The sequence below is a fragment of the Bifidobacterium callimiconis genome, assembly GCF_003952005.1.
Taxonomy (GTDB): Bacteria; Actinomycetota; Actinomycetes; order Actinomycetales; family Bifidobacteriaceae; genus Galliscardovia; species Galliscardovia callimiconis.
Genome location: NZ_QXGJ01000001.1, coordinates 220348 through 236057 on the forward strand (window position 1 = coordinate 220348; position 15710 = coordinate 236057).

Consider the following 15710-nt stretch of genomic DNA (forward strand, 5'->3'; position numbering starts at 1 on the left):
ACCACCGGTTAGTCGTTCATCGTCGGATGACGATCGGTGAGACTCAGGCCTGAGCGTCGGCAGCCGGAGCGGCAGCAGCATCGGCGTCGGCAGCCGGAGCGGCTGCCGGGGCCTCGGCGGCGTCTTCCGGCACCTCGACGGTCACGACGGACTCTTCCGGGTTGTCGTGCACGAGCTCGACGCCCTCGGGCAGGACGACGTCCTTGGCCAGCACCTTGGTGCCGTCAACCAGGCCCTCGACGCTGATGGTGATGCGCTCGGGCAGGTTGGTCACGTCGGCCTTGACCTTGAGCTCCTGGATGTCGACGAACGCCACGGCAGCGCCCTTCGGGGTACCCTCGACGAAGACCGGGACCTCGACCTCGATCTTCTCGCCGGCGCGTACCTCGTAGAAGTCCACGTGCTCGATCTGCTGCTTGACGGGGTTGCGCTGCACGTCCTTCACGACGGCGAGCTTGGAGTCCTCACCGAACTTCAGCTCGAACAGGGCGTTGGTGTGACGCAGGGCGTTGGTGGTCTCCTTCATCGGGAGCTGCAGGAAGGTCGGAGCCTCGCCGCCGGCGTACACGGTGGCCGGAACCAGCTTGGCGACGCGCAGACGACGGGCCGCGCCCTTGCCGAACTCGGTACGAGCGGCACCTTCGAGAGTGATATCTGCCATGATGTTCTCCTTGATTAGAACTAAAAACCAAAGTTTCGTTTTGGCGCATCGACGCGCCGCGGAGAACGCCGTGCCATATGGGTACGGGGAAAATCACACGTCGAGTCGATAACGGAGGATGACGCAATTCACGTCACCGCTCCCTCGCCAAGACAACAGTCACTTAGTCTACCACATCCACCGAATCATGACCAACCGGGTGTCGCACTCGGGATGTTCCGGAGAATGTGACCACTACGGCGAGCATCACGCATCCGACGCCAATGAGCTCCCAGATGGTGGGGAATTCGGCGAACAGCAGTCCGACCGCCACCGCCATGGCGGGGTACATGGACTGCATGACGGAGAACGTGCCTGGCGTGGTCTTGCGCATCACCACTTGGTCGATCACATAGGGGAAGAACGAGCTGAACACGGACACGACGAGCATGAGCAGCAGCAGATGCAGGATTCCCCATTCTCCTTCGGTCACGAGCCATGTCGCCGTCTGCGGCGGCACGAAGAGACCACGGATGGCAGGCACTGCGAGGAACACCGATTGAATGGCGAATCCGATGCACATGGCGATGGACAGGCGATTGAGCGGACTGCCGGTGTTGGCCACCTGACGTCCCAGAACGATATAGATGCCCCACATCGTGCCACCGGTCAGGATGGCAATGAGTCCAACGAGGAAATGTCCGCCGTCCGGCGAGGCGAGCGACATGCCGGCGAGCAGCACCACGCCGACGGCTGCGATGAGAATGCCGACACGTTCCCTCCAGTTTCGTCCGGTGATCACCGCGACGCCGAGCGGTCCGACGAATTCGATGGCGACGGCCATACCCATGTTCATCTGACTGATGGCCAGATAAAACATGGTGTTCATGGCGACGATGGCGAAGCCGCATCCGGCGGTGATCAGCCAATCGCGACGGGTGGAAGGCAGAGTGTGACGAACCTCGCGCCGCCACGGCCTGCGCCACAGAAGCATGAGCAGCGCCAGGAAGCCGAATCGATACCATGCCGCGCATAGCGGATTGATCTGGGTGAACACACTTTTGGCGGTACCGGTGGCAATGTACATGAGCGCGCCCTCAAGCGCCACGATCACCACGGCCGGGGTCGCATCAAGCGTACGGATAACGAACTTCTTCACACTGCCTCACCCTACATCACCCTATGCCTGACATAGCCTCATCCAATGTCCCCTCACACCCTCGCACGCCCACCGCCCAAAACAAGGCGAGGCCCCGCCCGATTCCTCGGACAGGGCCTCGCCCACATATTTCGTTTCGAAATCCCTCCTACCGCTTCAGTTCCTCTCAGGTTCAATTTCCCCACAGGAAATCACCCCCAACCGAAGGACCTAAAACAATTGAGGGGTAAGGGGTGATCATTCACGTAACGCGTGCGGCTTCGGTCGAGCGGAAGGCGAAGGCGTACGACGGTACGTCGAGTCTTCCGATCGGCCGAAGACGCTCCGTTACGTGAATGATCACGAGATGAGTTCCTTGACGGAGGCGATGATGGCCTGCAGCTCCTTCTTCGCGTCGCCGAAGAGCATCTGCGTGTTGTCTTCGAAGTAGAGCTCGTTTTCGATGCCGGCGTAGCCCTTGCCGCGGCCGCGCTTGATGACGACGACGTTCTGGGACTTGTCGACGTCGAGGATCGGCATGCCGGAGACCGGGGTGCCGGGGCGGCGGGCGGCAGGGTTGGTGACGTCGTTGGCGCCGACCACCAGAGAGATGGTGGCGGTGGGGAACTGCGGGTTGATGTCATCGAGGTCGACGAGCTCCTCGTAGGGGACGTTGGCTTCGGCGAGCAGCACGTTCATGTGGCCGGGCATACGACCGGCGACGGGGTGGATGGCGTAGGCGACTTCGACGCCGCGGCTCTTGAGCAGTTCGCCGAGGTCGGCGAGCTCGCGCTGGGCCTGGGCCATGGCGAGACCGAAGCCGGGGACGAAGATGACCTTCTGCGCGTAGACGAGCTGGACGGCCACGTCGTCGGCGGATGTCTCCTTCATGGTGCCGGTCACGCCGTCGTCGCCACCGGCCGCGTTGTCGCCGCCGAATCCGCCGGCGAGGACGGAGAGCAGCGGACGGTTCATGGCCTGGGCCATGAGGATGGACAGGGTGACGCCGGCCGCGCCGACGAGGGCGCCGGCGACGATCAGGGCCACGTTGTCGATGGCGAGGCCGGACATGGCCACGGCGGTGCCGGTGCAGGCGTTGAGCACGGAGATGACGACGGGCATGTCGGCGCCGCCGATCGGGATGACGAACACGAGGCCGTAGCACAGGGCGAACACGGTGGTGAGCACGGACCAGAGGAGCCGCTGCTCGGGCTGGACGCACAGCATGACGAACGCGGCGATGGTAAGGATGATGAACAGCACATTCCAGAAGCTCTTGCCGGGCAGCTTGAGGTTCTTGACGAACTTGACGCCCTGCAGCTTGCCAGCGGCGATGAGCGAGCCGGTGAAGGTGACGGAGCCGATCATGATGCCGAGGCCGGCGGTGATGAGCACGACGAGGGTGGGCAGCTGCTCGTTGGTGAGGATGTCGTTGAGCGCCACGAGCGCAGCGGCGCCACCACCCACGGTGTTGAACACGGAGACCAGCTGCGGCATGTCAGTCATCTTGACCTTCTTGGCGGACACGACGCCGGCGACCGCGCCGATGAGGATGCCCACGACGAGCACGATCACGGCGGTGACGGAGATGAAGCCCTGCACGAAGAGGTGCACGAACGCCATGACGACGGCGAACACCATGCCGGTGGCGGAGATCTGGTTACCCTTGCGGGCGGTCTTCGGGGAGTTCATGAAGTGCAGGCCCATGACGAACATCACGGCGGCCAGCAGGTACACGAACCATGCAACGATATCGATGGGTGTTGCGGTCATTACTTATCGCCTTCCTTTTCGTCCTTCTTGGAGGGCTTGGAGCTCTTGAACATCTCAAGCATGCGGTCGGTGACCACATAACCGCCGACGACGTTCATGGTGCCGAGCACTGCGGCGAGGAAGATGAACACGTAGGCCAGCGGGGTGTGGGCTTCGGCGGCGACGATGACGACGCCGACGATAACGATGCCGTGGATGGAGTTGGCGCCCGACATCAGCGGGGTGTGCAGGGTCGCCGGCACCTTGCCGATGACCTCGATGCCGATGAGCAGGGCGAGTACGAACAGTGTGATCGAAACGACGAGATCCGGCATGATCACTTCTCCTCTTCCTTGGTGGCCGTGGACTCGTCGCGTCCGGCGACGACCATGGCGTTGTCGAGTTCCTCGTTCAGATCCATGACGAGGCTGCCGTCGTGTACGAAGTGGGTGAGCACGTCGGCCACGTTACGGGCCAGCAGGTTGGAGGCCGTGGTGGCCACGCCGCTTGCCAGATCGGGCGCGCCGATCAGCTGCACGCCGTTGTCGGTGATGATGGTTTGGTTTGGTGCGGATCCTTCCACGTTGCCGCCGAGTTCGCTTGCCGCGCAGTCGACGATCACGGCGCCTCGGTGCAGTCCGTCGACACCGGCCTTGGTGAGCAGCACCGGAGGCTTGCGTCCGGGCACCTTGGCGGTGGTGATGACCACGTCGAATTCAGCAGCCTTCTTGTCCACTGCGGCCTGCTGGGCGGCCTGCTCCTCGGCGGTGAGCTGACGGGCGTAGCCGCCTTCGCCCTGTCCCTTGGAGAAGTCGAGTCCCAGATCCAGGAACTTGGCGCCAAGTGAGAGCACCTCGCCCTTGGCGGCGGGACGTACGTCGTAGGCGGTCACGACCGCGCCGAGACGACGTGCGGTGCCGATGGCCTGCAGGCCGGCGATGCCGGCGCCCAGAATGAGCACCTTGGCGGGACGGATCGTGCCGGCCGCGGTGGTCATCATGGGGAAGAACGAGCCGTAGGCGTCGGCCGCCTTGAGCACGGCCTTGTAGCCCATGACGGAGTTCTGGCTGGTCATTTCGTCCATCGACTGCGCGGAGCTGAGCTGTCGGGGCAGCTTTTCGATGCCGACGCCGACCAGTCCGGCCTTGTCGAGACGATTCACATACTCCTGATCGGTGAACGAACCAAGCATGCCGATGACCCACGAGCCCTTGGGCAGCTTGCCGATGAGCTCGTCATCGGGACGTCCGACGAATCCGAATGCCCGTGCCTGGCTGATGACCTCATCCTTGGAGCCGATCCTGGCGCCTGCCTTCACATAGTCTTCGTCGCTGAAACCGGCGGCGTGTCCTGCGTTGCTTTCGATGACGCATTCGACGGACGAGCGCTTGAGTCGCTTGACGATATCCGGGGTGAGAGCCACGCGGGATTCATATTCCGCGGTCTCATTGAAAATTCCATAAGTGATGGTCGATTGCGTATCTTCCGCCACCTGGTCCTCCCTCGTAATCCTTCTGTAATGGCGTCACAACAATCCGTGACGCCCCGACAAGTCTATATCAAAGTCAACAATTGGCAACATTTGCCCAAGATACGGAAGTATGCGGTACGTCGATCTTCCGAAAGACGTTTGTTTTTGTCGCGCCTACGGTAGCGTAACGAGCGGGACGGGGGCTAAAGTGTGCGAGGAATCTTTAAGTTGAAGGAGAACTCGTGGGTCTAATCGGTTCCGTGAAGAACGCCGTCGCATCGGCGGCGCATCGTGCTTCCAACCTCGGACGTAATTATCAGGACTACCCCGGCAGTGACGATCTGAACGACGATGGTCTGCCCGACAACCCGCAGCCGCAGGAGATGCCTTCCGCCGACGAACTGCCGCACGTGGATTTCTGGGGCCCTGGCTATGCCACAACGACTTTTCTTGATGAGGCCGGTCTGCTGACGGCGCGCACGGATGGCAATCCCCCGCTCGACGACGGCACGAGCATCTACGACATCTACGCCGAACGCGCCGAACGCATGGGTGACAAGCCGCTGTACACCTTCAAGCAGGACGGCCAGTGGGTCACCAAGACCGCCAACGAGGTGCTCGCCGACATCCGCATCACCGCGAAGGGCCTGCTGCACTATGGCTTGAAGAAGGGCGACGGCGTGGCGTTCATGTGCCGCACCAGCTACGCGTGGGATGTCATCGACGCCGCGATCATGGCGTGTGGTGGCGTGCTCGCCACCATCTACGACACCGATTCCGGTGAGCAGATCCGCAATATCGCCAACAATTCCGATGCTCGTCTGCTGATCGTGGAGACCACGGCCATGCGCGACGAGGCGGAGAGCGTGCGCGCCGACTGCCCGACGGTGGAACACATCGTGTGCTTGGAGACCGGCGGACTTGACGAGATCCAGGCGTATGGCGCCTCGATCTCCGACGCCGTGCTGGACGAGCGCATCAGTTCGATCCGCAAGACCGATTTGTGCTCGATCGTCTACACGTCCGGCTCCACCGCCGCGCCGAAGGGCGTGGAGATGACGCATGAGCATTACTGCGCCGATGCGTTCAATCTGCGCGACTATATGCCCGATCTGCTGCACGACGAGCGCAACTCCGTGCTGTTGTTCCTGCCGCAGGCGCATTCCTTCGCCCGCGCCATCAACTACATCGTGGTGGCCAGTGATATGCGCGTCTACATCGCCCAGGGCATCAAGACGTTGATCAGCGATCTGCAGGTAGCCAAGCCGGCCGTGATGATCGTGGTGCCGCGTGTGCTGGAAAAGGTGTACAACGCCGCCTCCCAGAAGGCCGGACACGGCGCCAAGGGTCTGGTGTTCGCCGCCGCGGTCACCGCCGCGCAGGATTACATGAAGGAGGTCAACGACAAGGGCCATGCCGGTGCCTTGACCGCCGCCCGCCGTGCCTCGTTCGACCCCGTCGTCTACAAGTCGCTGCGTGACGTGCTGGGTGGCCGTATGCAGTGGATCGTCTCGGGCGGCGCCCCGCTCGACCCGGAGCTCATGGCGTTCTTCCGCGGCGCCAAGGTGCCGGTGTATGAGGGCTATGGAGCCACGGAGACCACGGCGCCCTGCGCGTTCAACCCGTTGGGCGTGCCGTTCCATCAGGGTTCCGTCGGCATTCCGTTCCCGGGCTTCTCGCTGCGCATCGGCGACGACGGCGAGATTCAGATCAAGGGCGCTTCGGTGTTCCACCGCTATCACAAGAACGACGAGGCCACCAAGTCGTCGTTCACCGACGACGGCTGGTACGCCACCGGAGATCTTGGCCGTCTCGATGGCAATGGATTCCTGTACATCACGGGCCGCAAGAAGGATCTCATCATCACCGCAGGCGGCAAGAACGTGTCCCCCGGCCCGATCGAGGAAGTGATCCAGCGCTGCGAGATCGTCTCCCAGGCGCTGGTGCTCGGCGACAAGCGTCCGTTCATTTCGGCGCTGATCACGCTGGACGAGGAGGCGCTGCGCCCCTGGCTGGAGTCCAAGGGCCTCAACCACGACATGTCGATGGAGGAGGCCGCGTCGAACGCCGCGGTGCGCGCCGAGATCCAGAAGTTCGTCGATCAGGCGAACGACGGTGTGTCCCGCGCCGAGTCGGTGCGCAAGTTCATCGTGCTGCCGGAGGAGTTCACGCAGGAGAACGGTCTGATGACCGCGTCGATGAAGGTCATCCGCCCGAAGGTGATCGCCCGTTACGCCGATCTGCTCAACACGCAGATGTACACGCCGCGCAAGAAGTAGACGACCGCACGCAACCGGCACGGCAGCGATAGCAAGACGGCGGGGTTGGTGTCCACGGAATCATCGTGGACACCAACCCCGCCGTCTTTCGTTCTCCATCGGAGTGTCGCGAATCGGTTCGATGGGCGGCCTCCGATGGTCGGTCCACGTTACCGCTCGAACGGATAGACCTCGCCCCACTGTGCTCGCAGGGAGTCCATGACGCGCATGATGCGCAGCGTCTCCTCGTGAGGCATCTCCGGGCATTCGATGCGGCCGTCGAGGATCGCATGGGCCGCGGAGACCACCTGGTACTCGTATCCCGTGATCTGCTCCGGAACGTCGATGGAACGTACCTTGCGATGGTCTTTGTCGAACACGTCGATGCGTTCGGGATTGTTGATGTTCTCGACGATCAGATATCCGGCATCGCCCTGAATCACGCCCTGTCGGCTGCCGACGGAGACCATGGACGAGTCGATCGTGGCCGCCACGCCGTTGTCGAGCCAGAAGGTGGCGGAGAACTGCTCGTCCACTCCCCTGTCGGTCAGCGTGCAGGAGCTGACCGTCCGTTCGATATCGGCGTTCGGGAACGCCATGGCAATGAAGTTGATCGGGTACACGCCCACGTCGAGCAGCGCGCCGCCGGCCATGGCCGGATCGGTCATGCGCGCCTTGGCGGAGACCGGGTACGACAGGTTCGCGTATGCCTGCCGCGGCGTGCCGATCTCACCGGAGTCGAGCAGGTCGAGAATGAGCTGCCGGCTGGGCATGTATCGGGTCCAGATCGCCTCGGTGCAGGTGAGTCCCGTCTGGCGTGCGAAGTCCAGCACACGCCGGGCCTGGGTTTCGTTTGCGGTGAAGGACTTCTCCACCAGCACGTTCTTGCCGGCCTGCATGCAGGTGATGGTCTGATCGGCGTGCAGAGCGTGCGGGGTGGCGATGTACACCAGATCGATCTCGGGGTCGGCGAGCATGTCCTCGTACGATCCATAGGCGTGCGGGAAGCCGTATTGGTCGGCGAATGCGCGAGCGCGAGACTCATCGGCCCTCGTGGCCACGGCATAGGGGCGGATCAGATCGGAATAGCGTTCGTCCTGGCTCATGCCCTGCAACGTCTGCGCCATGTGATGCGCGATGCGGCCACAGCCCAGAATCGCCACATTCACGATGCCCGAGTGCGTGCCATTGCGATTGCTCATGATGCGTTGTCCTTTCTATGCGAGGTCCCGGAAATCGGCCGTCAGAATCCGAGGCGTTCCAGCTTCTTCGGATCGGACTGCCATTCCTTGGCCACCTTCACGTGCATGTCGAGGTTGGCCTTGCATCCGACGATGCGGTTGATCGGCGTGCGCAGCTTCTTCTTGACGCGCACCAGGTGCTCGGCCTTGCGTCCGATGATGATCGGCTTCTGCGAGTCGCGTTCCACATACACGGAGACATGCACCTGGGCCTTGGGCTTGGGGGCGTTGGCCGGGCGCTGTGCATCGGACCCGTCCTCCTCGTCCTCGTCCGGGTAGTCGATGGAGTCGACGACCACGGCCAGCGAGTGCGGCAGTTCGTCGGTGAGCTCCTCGAGGAACGCGCCGCGAATGAGTTCGGCGATCGTCTCGGAGGGCGGCTCCTCGCTGATCTGATCGTCCGGATACATCTGGGGGCCTTCCGGCATGGCCTCGATGAGCACATGCTTCACCTCGTCGAGGTTGTCCTTCTCAAGGGCCGATACGGGCACGATGTCGGAGAACGCGGCGAACTCGTTGATCTCGATGAGCTTGTCGACGAGCTGCGCATGGTTGAGTTCGTCGATCTTGGTGACGACGGCGATCAGCGGGACCTTCCAGGTGAAGGTGCCGTCGTCGTTCTTGCGGGCGAAGTCGCCGCGCAGACGGCTGAGGATGCGCTTGTCGCCGGGGCCGATGGGCTGGTCGGCGGGCAGCAGGAATGCGACGGCGTCCACGTCGGACAGGGAGTTGTCGACGATGTCGTTGAGTCGCTGGCCCAGCAGCGTGCGGGGACGGTGGATACCGGGCGTGTCCACCAGCACGATCTGCGCGTTGTCGGTGGTGAGTACGCCGCGGATCGCTTTTCGCGTGGTTTCCGGGCGGGATGACGTGATGGCGATATGGGAGCCGATCAACGCGTTGATCAACGTTGACTTACCTACGTTCGGTCGTCCAACGACCGCGATGAATCCTGACCTGTAAGCTTCTTGCATAACAGAACAGTTTAGCGCGACGCCTGCCGCATCCGCCGTTTTATGCGGTCGAGGACGTCGCGCCGGCCATGATCATCGAGGACCGTCACTCATCGTCGTCGTTCTGCTGATCGTCCTTCGCTGTGTCCTTGGCGGAGTCTTTGTCGACGACGCTGCCCAGTGATTCGACCAGAATGGTCGACACCTTCTTACGGCGACCGGCGGAGTCGACCGCGGTCAGTTTGAGCCCGTGCGTGACCGCACTGGATCCGACGAGCGGCACACGGCCGAGCATCTTGGTCAGCAGTCCGTATACCGTGTCGACGTCATCTTCGTCGAGGTCGATCTCGAAGATCTCCTCGATGTCGGCGATCGACGCGCGGGCGGGGAACCGCCACCGTCCCTCGCCGATCCGCTCGGGTTCGGACTTCTGCGTGCGATCATGCTCGTCTTCGAGTTCGCCCACGATCTGCTCGAGCGCGTCCTCGATGGTGACCAGACCGGCGATGCCGCCGTATTCGTCGACAACGATGGCCACGTGCTGGCGCTGACGCTGCATCTGGTGGAACAGGTCGTCCACGGGCTTGGATTCCGGAACAAGCAGCGGGTCGCGGCTGATGGATTCCACGGGACGGTCGGTGGCAGCGGGGTTGAAGGCCACGGCGCGCACGGCATCCTTAAGATATGCCATGCCGACCAGGTCATCGACCGAATCGCCGATGATCGGCACTCGGGAGAATCCGGAGCGGGAGAACATCTTCAGCACGCTGCCGAGTGGCTCGTCACGGCCGATGCAGATCATGTCGGTGCGCGGCACCATGATCTCGCGTGTCAATGTCTCGGACAGCGTGAGCACGTTGCGCAGCATTTCGGAGATCTCCGGGTCGAAATCGTTGGTCTCGACCAGACGGTCGATCATAGCGCGACCCTGCTCAAGATGGATCTTCTCGAGTTCCTCGTCGTCGGAGAGCTCCGCCTTTCCGCTGTTGCGACCGATGCCGTTGACACGGGCGAATGGCGTGAGGAACACGACGATCGACACCACCTTGGCATGGCGGAGCATGATCTGCAACGGCTTGCTGGCACCGGTGCTGCGCGGACGCACCAGAATGGAGATCACACCGACCACCAGGGAGAACAGCAGTCCCACCAGCAGCGTCAGCCATAGCGGAGCGCCCAACGCATCGGCGATGCTGGCCACCAGCACGCCATCCAGGATGTTGCACACGATACGGAAGAACGCGCAGGATCCTGACGTGGCGAAACGGTCGGCCACCAGACGCTGCACCCGATGGATGCGGCCGATCTGCTTCATCTTGGTGAACTGGCTGTCGGATCCGGTCTGTACGTCAAGGATGAGATTGTTCAGGCTGGATCTCGTCACCCTCGACACCGCCCCTTCGGTGGAGGCCATGACCAGAGAGAACCACACCAGCAGCAGTGCCACCAGCGCCAGGGCAACGACTATCGGCAACGTGGGATCGTTCAGGTCCATCATCATCGACTCCCCGGCTCAGCCCTTCCGGGAACGGGCATGGCCGTCGCGGTGGGTGGCGTCGTACTGCGCCAGCAGATCAGGCGATCCCGCAGGCAGCGTCACATCGTCAAGCACGCCGGGACGCAACGCGAGGAAGGTGAGCAGCAGCTGACGCTGCAGACCGAACATCTGGCGTTCCTCCTCCGGTGTGGCATGATCGTACCCCAGCAGGTGCAACGTGCCGTGGATGGTGAGCAGCAGCATCTCCTGAATGGTGGAGTGCCCTGCGGCGCGAGCCTGTTCGGCGGCCACATACGGGCAGATGACGATGTCGCCAAGCACGCCTTCGGGCGTGAACCGGGCATTGCCCGGGCGCAACTCGTCCATGGGGAAGCTCATCACGTCGGTGGGGCCTTCGAGGTTCATCCACCGTTCATGCAGCTGGGCCATGGACTCCGGATCGTTGAACATGATGGTCAGATCGGACTGCACGCTTACACGCATCTGGTCGAGCACCCAGACACCGAGGTCGGAAAACACCTTGGGATCAATGGTCCACGGGGTTTCGTTGGTCACATCCACGCTCATGCGTTGTTCTCCTGATCATTGTTGTTGCGGGAGCCGTCATGATCACGACGATCACGACGATCACGATGCATCTGGTGTTCCTCATCGTAGCGCCCGTAGGCCTCCACGATCCTGCCGACGAGTTCGTGACGAACCACGTCCTGCGGCTGCAGATGCACGAAGGCGATGTCATCGATGCCATGCAGCACACGCTCGATGGTCTTCAGACCGGAGCTCGGCACAGCCAGATCGATCTGGGTGATGTCGCCGGTGATGACCATGCGCGTATTGAATCCGAGACGAGTGAGGAACATCTTCATCTGCTGCTCGGTCGTGTTCTGCGCCTCGTCGAGGATCACATAGGCGTCGTTGAGCGTACGGCCACGCATGTAGGCGAGCGGCGCCACCTCGATGGTGCCGTCGGCCAGATATCGATGCAGCTGATCGGTTCCGAGCATGTCGCCCAACGCATCGTATAACGGCCTGAGATACGGGTCGACCTTGTCGCTGAGCGTGCCGGGCAGGAATCCGAGGTTCTCCCCCGCCTCCACAGCCGGCCTAGTCAGGATGATGCGGTGAATCTGTCCTTCCTCGAAGGCGCGAACGGCCTTGGCCACGGCCAGATAGGTCTTGCCGGTACCGGCCGGACCGATACCGAACGTGATGATATGGCTTTCGATGGCGTTGACGTAGGCGATCTGGCCGGGGGTCTTCGGTCGGACCGGCGCTCCCAACGCAAACGTGATGACGCCGGGCACGCGTGGGCGCTTCCGATCGTTCTGCGTCGACGATCCCCGGTTCCTGTCCGAATTCTCGGAGGACGTTCCGCGTCTGGCGGCCGACTGTTCACGGCGTATGGTGTCGAGATCCGCGTGGGAGTTGGCGAGCATGCGACGCACCGTATCGGCATCCATGGGAGCGCTATACGCCGCATGGATGATCTCCTCGACGATCTCCTGCGCCTTGTTGGCCTGAGCCTCGGTCTGGCGCGAACGCGACATGATCGCCACGCGGTTGCCCCGCACGATGATGGTCAGATCCGGGAACGCCTTCTCAACTTCACGGAGCACCTGATCGGCCGGGCCGAGCACGGCAACGGGATCAAGTTCCGACGGAATCGTAATGGTACGTGTTGTTGTGGCCACGTTAGGTCGTTGTCTCTTTCGTTCGTGTGATGTGATCAGCAACGTGTACGCGGGGTCAGCCCCGAATCGCTCAGGGACGCGGGACTACTCGTCGAGCACCTCGCCGGTAAGCACATGCGCGTGTACATGGAACACGGTCTGGCCGGCGTCCACGCCGGTGTTGAACACCAGACGGTATTCCCCGTGGAACTCCGCGTCGGCAATGGACTGCGCCACCTCCACGATGTGGGCCAGTCGTGCGGGTTCCGCCTTGGCGAGCGCCGCCACGTTCGGGTAATGGTCCTTGGGCACGATGAGCACGTGCACCTTGGCCTTGGGGTTGATGTCCTTGAACGCGTACACGGTATCGTCCTCGTACACCTTGGTGCTCGGGATGTCTCCGGCGATGATCTTGCAGAACAGGCAGTCGTTTTCCTGGCTCACGATTCCTCCTTGCATTGGTGGCACTGCGTCTTCATGCTATCGCGCTTCGCCTGATTCCGTGGAATCTGCGGTCAGGAAAATCGTCCGAGCACGCGGGCCAGCAGGGCGAGCGCCACGGGGCCCGCACTTGATGCGCGCATGATGTTGGCGCCGAGCACCACGGCGGAGGCGCCGGCGTCCACGAATGCGGCGACCTCCTCCTCGCTGATGCCTCCTTCCGGGCCGACGACCACGTAAACCGTGCGGGCACGCCCGTCGTCAAGGCAGCGCTCCGCCATGGCCCTGACCTTGTCTTCGATGCCGTTCCACGTATCGGTGGCGTCCTGATGCAGAACGACCACCATGTCGCCGTGCACGTTGGCGCGGCGGCACATCTCCACGATCTGCTTGCTGGATACCTTGTCGCCGAGCTCCGGCGCCCACGCACGACGGGATTGCTCGGTGGCGGCGTCGAGCACCTGACGCCATTTGGCGGCGGCCTTGGCCTCCTTGCCGGCCTTCCACTGCACGATCGAGCGGTTGGCCTGCCACGGCACCACCAGGTCCACGCCGATCTCCGTGGCGGTCTCTATGGCCTGTTCGTCCCTGCCGGACTTGGCGAGCGCCTGCACCAGGGCGAGACGGGTGACCGCGGCGGGCTCGCGGGAGAATTCGTCCACGCGCACCTGGCGGTTCTCCGGATCGTGCACCGTGGCGAGGATACGCAGGCCTCGGCCGTCGGACAGCTGCAGACGGTCGCCCTCCGCCAGACGCATCGACTTGAATGCGTGGCGGGCCACGGTCTGCGGGAGGGTGAGCACCCAGCCGTCGTGCAGTTCGTCGCTGTTTACCGGGGTTTCGTCCGTATCGGGGTCAATCAGAAAAAGCGGAAACGTCATGGTTCAAACGTATACGACACGCCGGATAACATTCTCGATTTGACAGACACCCCACTGGGGATGGTAGAGTTCCATCTCGTTGCCAAGCACGGCACCTGTCCGGGTGGCGGAATGGTAGACGCGCTAGCTTGAGGTGCTAGTGGTTATTTTATACAACCGTGCGGGTTCAAGTCCCGCTCCGGACACAGACAAGACCCCTTGAAATTCAAGGGGTCTTTTTGTTTTCCAGAATCGTCCGGAGCATTTCCGGGACATCCGCATAGACTTCACCGCTCCCCAAATCCTTCAGGAACGACCCATCGGAATCGGACTGCATCCTTCTCGTCATCATCCTCCTCGTCGAACCGATCCGCCATGAATCACAAATTCCGGATCCGCCATCGGTCCGACCCGACGCCATCGATCATTGCACGGCCGCCGACCATCACGCCCATCCTCTTCTTCGCCCCGGCACACCTACTCCCCGCTGAAATGATCGGCATTGTCCATCCTTATGACAATTACGCGACACGCCGATACGCGATTCCGATTTGACAGATACCCTACCTGTGATGATAGAGTTCCATCTCGTTGCCAAGCACGGCACCTGTCCGGGTGGCGGAATGGTAGACGCGCTAGCTTGAGGTGCTAGTGGTTATTTTATACAACCGTGCGGGTTCAAGTCCCGCTCCGGACACCGATTAACCCGGGAGTTTCGACTTCCGGGTTTTTTGTTTATCCCATCGGTTCCAAACCGATCGTTCATGTCTGCCGCACGGCGGCCCGAGGTAGGATCATGCGCTACATTCACATCGACTCCATCGACGACGAACGACTTGCATCGTTCACCCACCTGACCGAACCGCAGCTGCGCAATCGCCTCGAACCGTCCATGGGCATGTTCATTGCGGAATCCCCCAAAGTGATCGATCGCGCACTCGCCGCCGACGTGGAGCCGGTATCGTTCCTGGTCGAGGAATCATGGCTGGCCGGCATGGAGCCGGAATTCACTCAGGTCGACGAACGCTGGGGCTCCGACATTCCCGTGTACATCGCCACCAGCGAAGAACTCAAGCGAATCACCGGATACCGTCTGCATCGCGGTGCGCTGGCCACCATGCGCCGCTGGACGCTGCCCAGCGTGGAGGATATCTGCCGCAATGCGTCGCGCGTTGCCGTGATGGAGAACATCGTGGACCCCACCAACGTCGGCGCGCTCATGCGCTCGGCGGCCGCACTCGACGTGGACGCCGTACTGGTCACGCCGTCATGCGGAGATCCGCTGTACCGTCGTGCCGCGCGAGTCTCCATGGGCACGGTGTTCCAGGTGCCGTGGACGCGCATCGGCGGCGACGACACGCACTATTGGCCGTGGAAGGGCCTGAAGCAGCTGCACGAATGTGGCCTGACCACGGCCGCGCTGGCGCTCACCGACGACTCCATCGGTCTGGACGATCTGGTGGAACGTCTGAACAACACGCCCGACACTCCGGGACACATCGATCGTCTGGCGATGATCTTCGGCACCGAAGGCGACGGGCTGAGCCGCCATACCATCGCCAACGCCGACCTGACCGTGAAGATCCCCATGGGTCACGACGTGGACAGCCTGAATGTCGCGGCTTCCAGCGCCGTCACGTTCTGGGCGACGCGCCGACGCTGATCACAAGCGCACCGGCGTGTCGCTTGAACATTTTCCCGGAATTTGAACATGGCTGGCGGGTAACGGCACGGCAAACGATTAACGAAAACCCGCAACACCCCCAACACCCATGCACATAATCACGA

At 62.5% G+C, this 15710-nt stretch carries 14 protein-coding genes and 2 tRNA genes; 4 read left to right on the plus strand and 12 right to left on the minus strand.

Annotation, left to right across the window (positions count from 1 at the left end):
* Positions 1 to 43 precede the first annotated feature (43 nt).
* The 5 genes from D2E23_RS00975 to D2E23_RS00995 form a co-directional block, all read right to left on the minus strand.
* Positions 44 to 661, minus strand: coding sequence for a 50S ribosomal protein L25/general stress protein Ctc (locus D2E23_RS00975; protein WP_126029140.1), 618 nt, complete (start codon positions 659 to 661; stop codon positions 44 to 46).
* A 163-nt stretch (positions 662 to 824) separates the two neighbouring features.
* On the minus strand, positions 825 to 1799 hold the full coding sequence (locus tag D2E23_RS00980; protein ID WP_126029141.1) for an EamA family transporter: 975 nt from the start codon (positions 1797 to 1799) through the stop codon (positions 825 to 827).
* 339 nt (positions 1800 to 2138) lie between these two features.
* Positions 2139 to 3551 carry an NAD(P)(+) transhydrogenase (Re/Si-specific) subunit beta gene (locus D2E23_RS00985; RefSeq protein ID WP_126029142.1) on the minus strand — a complete coding sequence of 471 codons (1413 nt, stop codon included), beginning with the start codon at positions 3549 to 3551 and terminating at the stop codon, positions 2139 to 2141.
* Positions 3551 to 3865, minus strand: coding sequence for an NAD(P) transhydrogenase subunit alpha part 2 (locus tag D2E23_RS00990; protein ID WP_094665387.1), 315 nt, complete (start codon positions 3863 to 3865; stop codon positions 3551 to 3553). The genes D2E23_RS00985 and D2E23_RS00990 overlap by 1 nt, the downstream gene beginning before the upstream one ends.
* Before the next feature lie 2 nt (positions 3866 to 3867).
* On the minus strand, positions 3868 to 5022 hold the full coding sequence (locus D2E23_RS00995) for an NAD(P) transhydrogenase subunit alpha (RefSeq protein WP_126029143.1): 1155 nt from the start codon (positions 5020 to 5022) through the stop codon (positions 3868 to 3870).
* A 335-nt stretch (positions 5023 to 5357) separates the two neighbouring features.
* Between D2E23_RS00995 and D2E23_RS01000 the strand changes: the two genes are divergently transcribed.
* Positions 5358 to 7280, plus strand: coding sequence for an AMP-dependent synthetase/ligase (locus tag D2E23_RS01000; RefSeq protein ID WP_420897282.1), 1923 nt, complete (start codon positions 5358 to 5360; stop codon positions 7278 to 7280).
* A 149-nt stretch (positions 7281 to 7429) separates the two neighbouring features.
* Here D2E23_RS01000 and D2E23_RS01005 read toward each other — a convergent pair whose 3' ends face one another.
* From D2E23_RS01005 to D2E23_RS01035, 7 genes are all read right to left on the minus strand, one after another.
* Positions 7430 to 8461 (minus strand): Gfo/Idh/MocA family protein, encoded by a 1032-nt coding sequence (locus D2E23_RS01005; protein WP_126029145.1) that lies wholly within the window; start codon positions 8459 to 8461, stop codon positions 7430 to 7432.
* A gap of 41 nt (positions 8462 to 8502) precedes the next feature.
* Positions 8503 to 9474 (minus strand): GTPase Era, encoded by a 972-nt coding sequence (gene era, locus D2E23_RS01010; RefSeq protein ID WP_126029146.1) that lies wholly within the window; start codon positions 9472 to 9474, stop codon positions 8503 to 8505.
* 85 nt (positions 9475 to 9559) lie between these two features.
* Positions 9560 to 10948: a hemolysin family protein gene (locus tag D2E23_RS01015; RefSeq protein ID WP_164520631.1), complete on the minus strand. Its 1389-nt coding sequence runs from the start codon at positions 10946 to 10948 to the stop codon at positions 9560 to 9562.
* 18 nt (positions 10949 to 10966) lie between these two features.
* Complete coding sequence (gene ybeY / locus D2E23_RS01020) at positions 10967 to 11518, minus strand: rRNA maturation RNase YbeY (RefSeq protein ID WP_126029147.1); 552 nt, start codon at positions 11516 to 11518, stop codon at positions 10967 to 10969.
* Positions 11515 to 12642, minus strand: coding sequence for a PhoH family protein (locus tag D2E23_RS01025; protein ID WP_126029148.1), 1128 nt, complete (start codon positions 12640 to 12642; stop codon positions 11515 to 11517). The genes ybeY and D2E23_RS01025 overlap by 4 nt, the downstream gene beginning before the upstream one ends.
* An 84-nt stretch (positions 12643 to 12726) precedes the next feature.
* On the minus strand, positions 12727 to 13065 hold the full coding sequence (locus D2E23_RS01030; protein WP_126029149.1) for a histidine triad nucleotide-binding protein: 339 nt from the start codon (positions 13063 to 13065) through the stop codon (positions 12727 to 12729).
* Positions 13066 to 13136: 71 nt separating this feature from the next.
* Entirely contained in the window at positions 13137 to 13943 is an 807-nt protein-coding gene (locus tag D2E23_RS01035; protein WP_126029150.1) for a 16S rRNA (uracil(1498)-N(3))-methyltransferase, read from the minus strand.
* 97 nt (positions 13944 to 14040) lie between these two features.
* Between D2E23_RS01035 and D2E23_RS01040 the strand changes: the two genes are divergently transcribed.
* From D2E23_RS01040 to D2E23_RS01050, 3 genes are all read left to right on the plus strand, one after another.
* Positions 14041 to 14128 (plus strand) — tRNA-Leu (locus D2E23_RS01040).
* Between the two features lie 403 nt (positions 14129 to 14531).
* Positions 14532 to 14619, plus strand: a tRNA-Leu gene (locus D2E23_RS01045).
* Between the two features lie 99 nt (positions 14620 to 14718).
* On the plus strand, positions 14719 to 15585 hold the full coding sequence (locus D2E23_RS01050) for a TrmH family RNA methyltransferase (protein ID WP_126029151.1): 867 nt from the start codon (positions 14719 to 14721) through the stop codon (positions 15583 to 15585).
* Positions 15586 to 15710 lie beyond the last annotated feature (125 nt).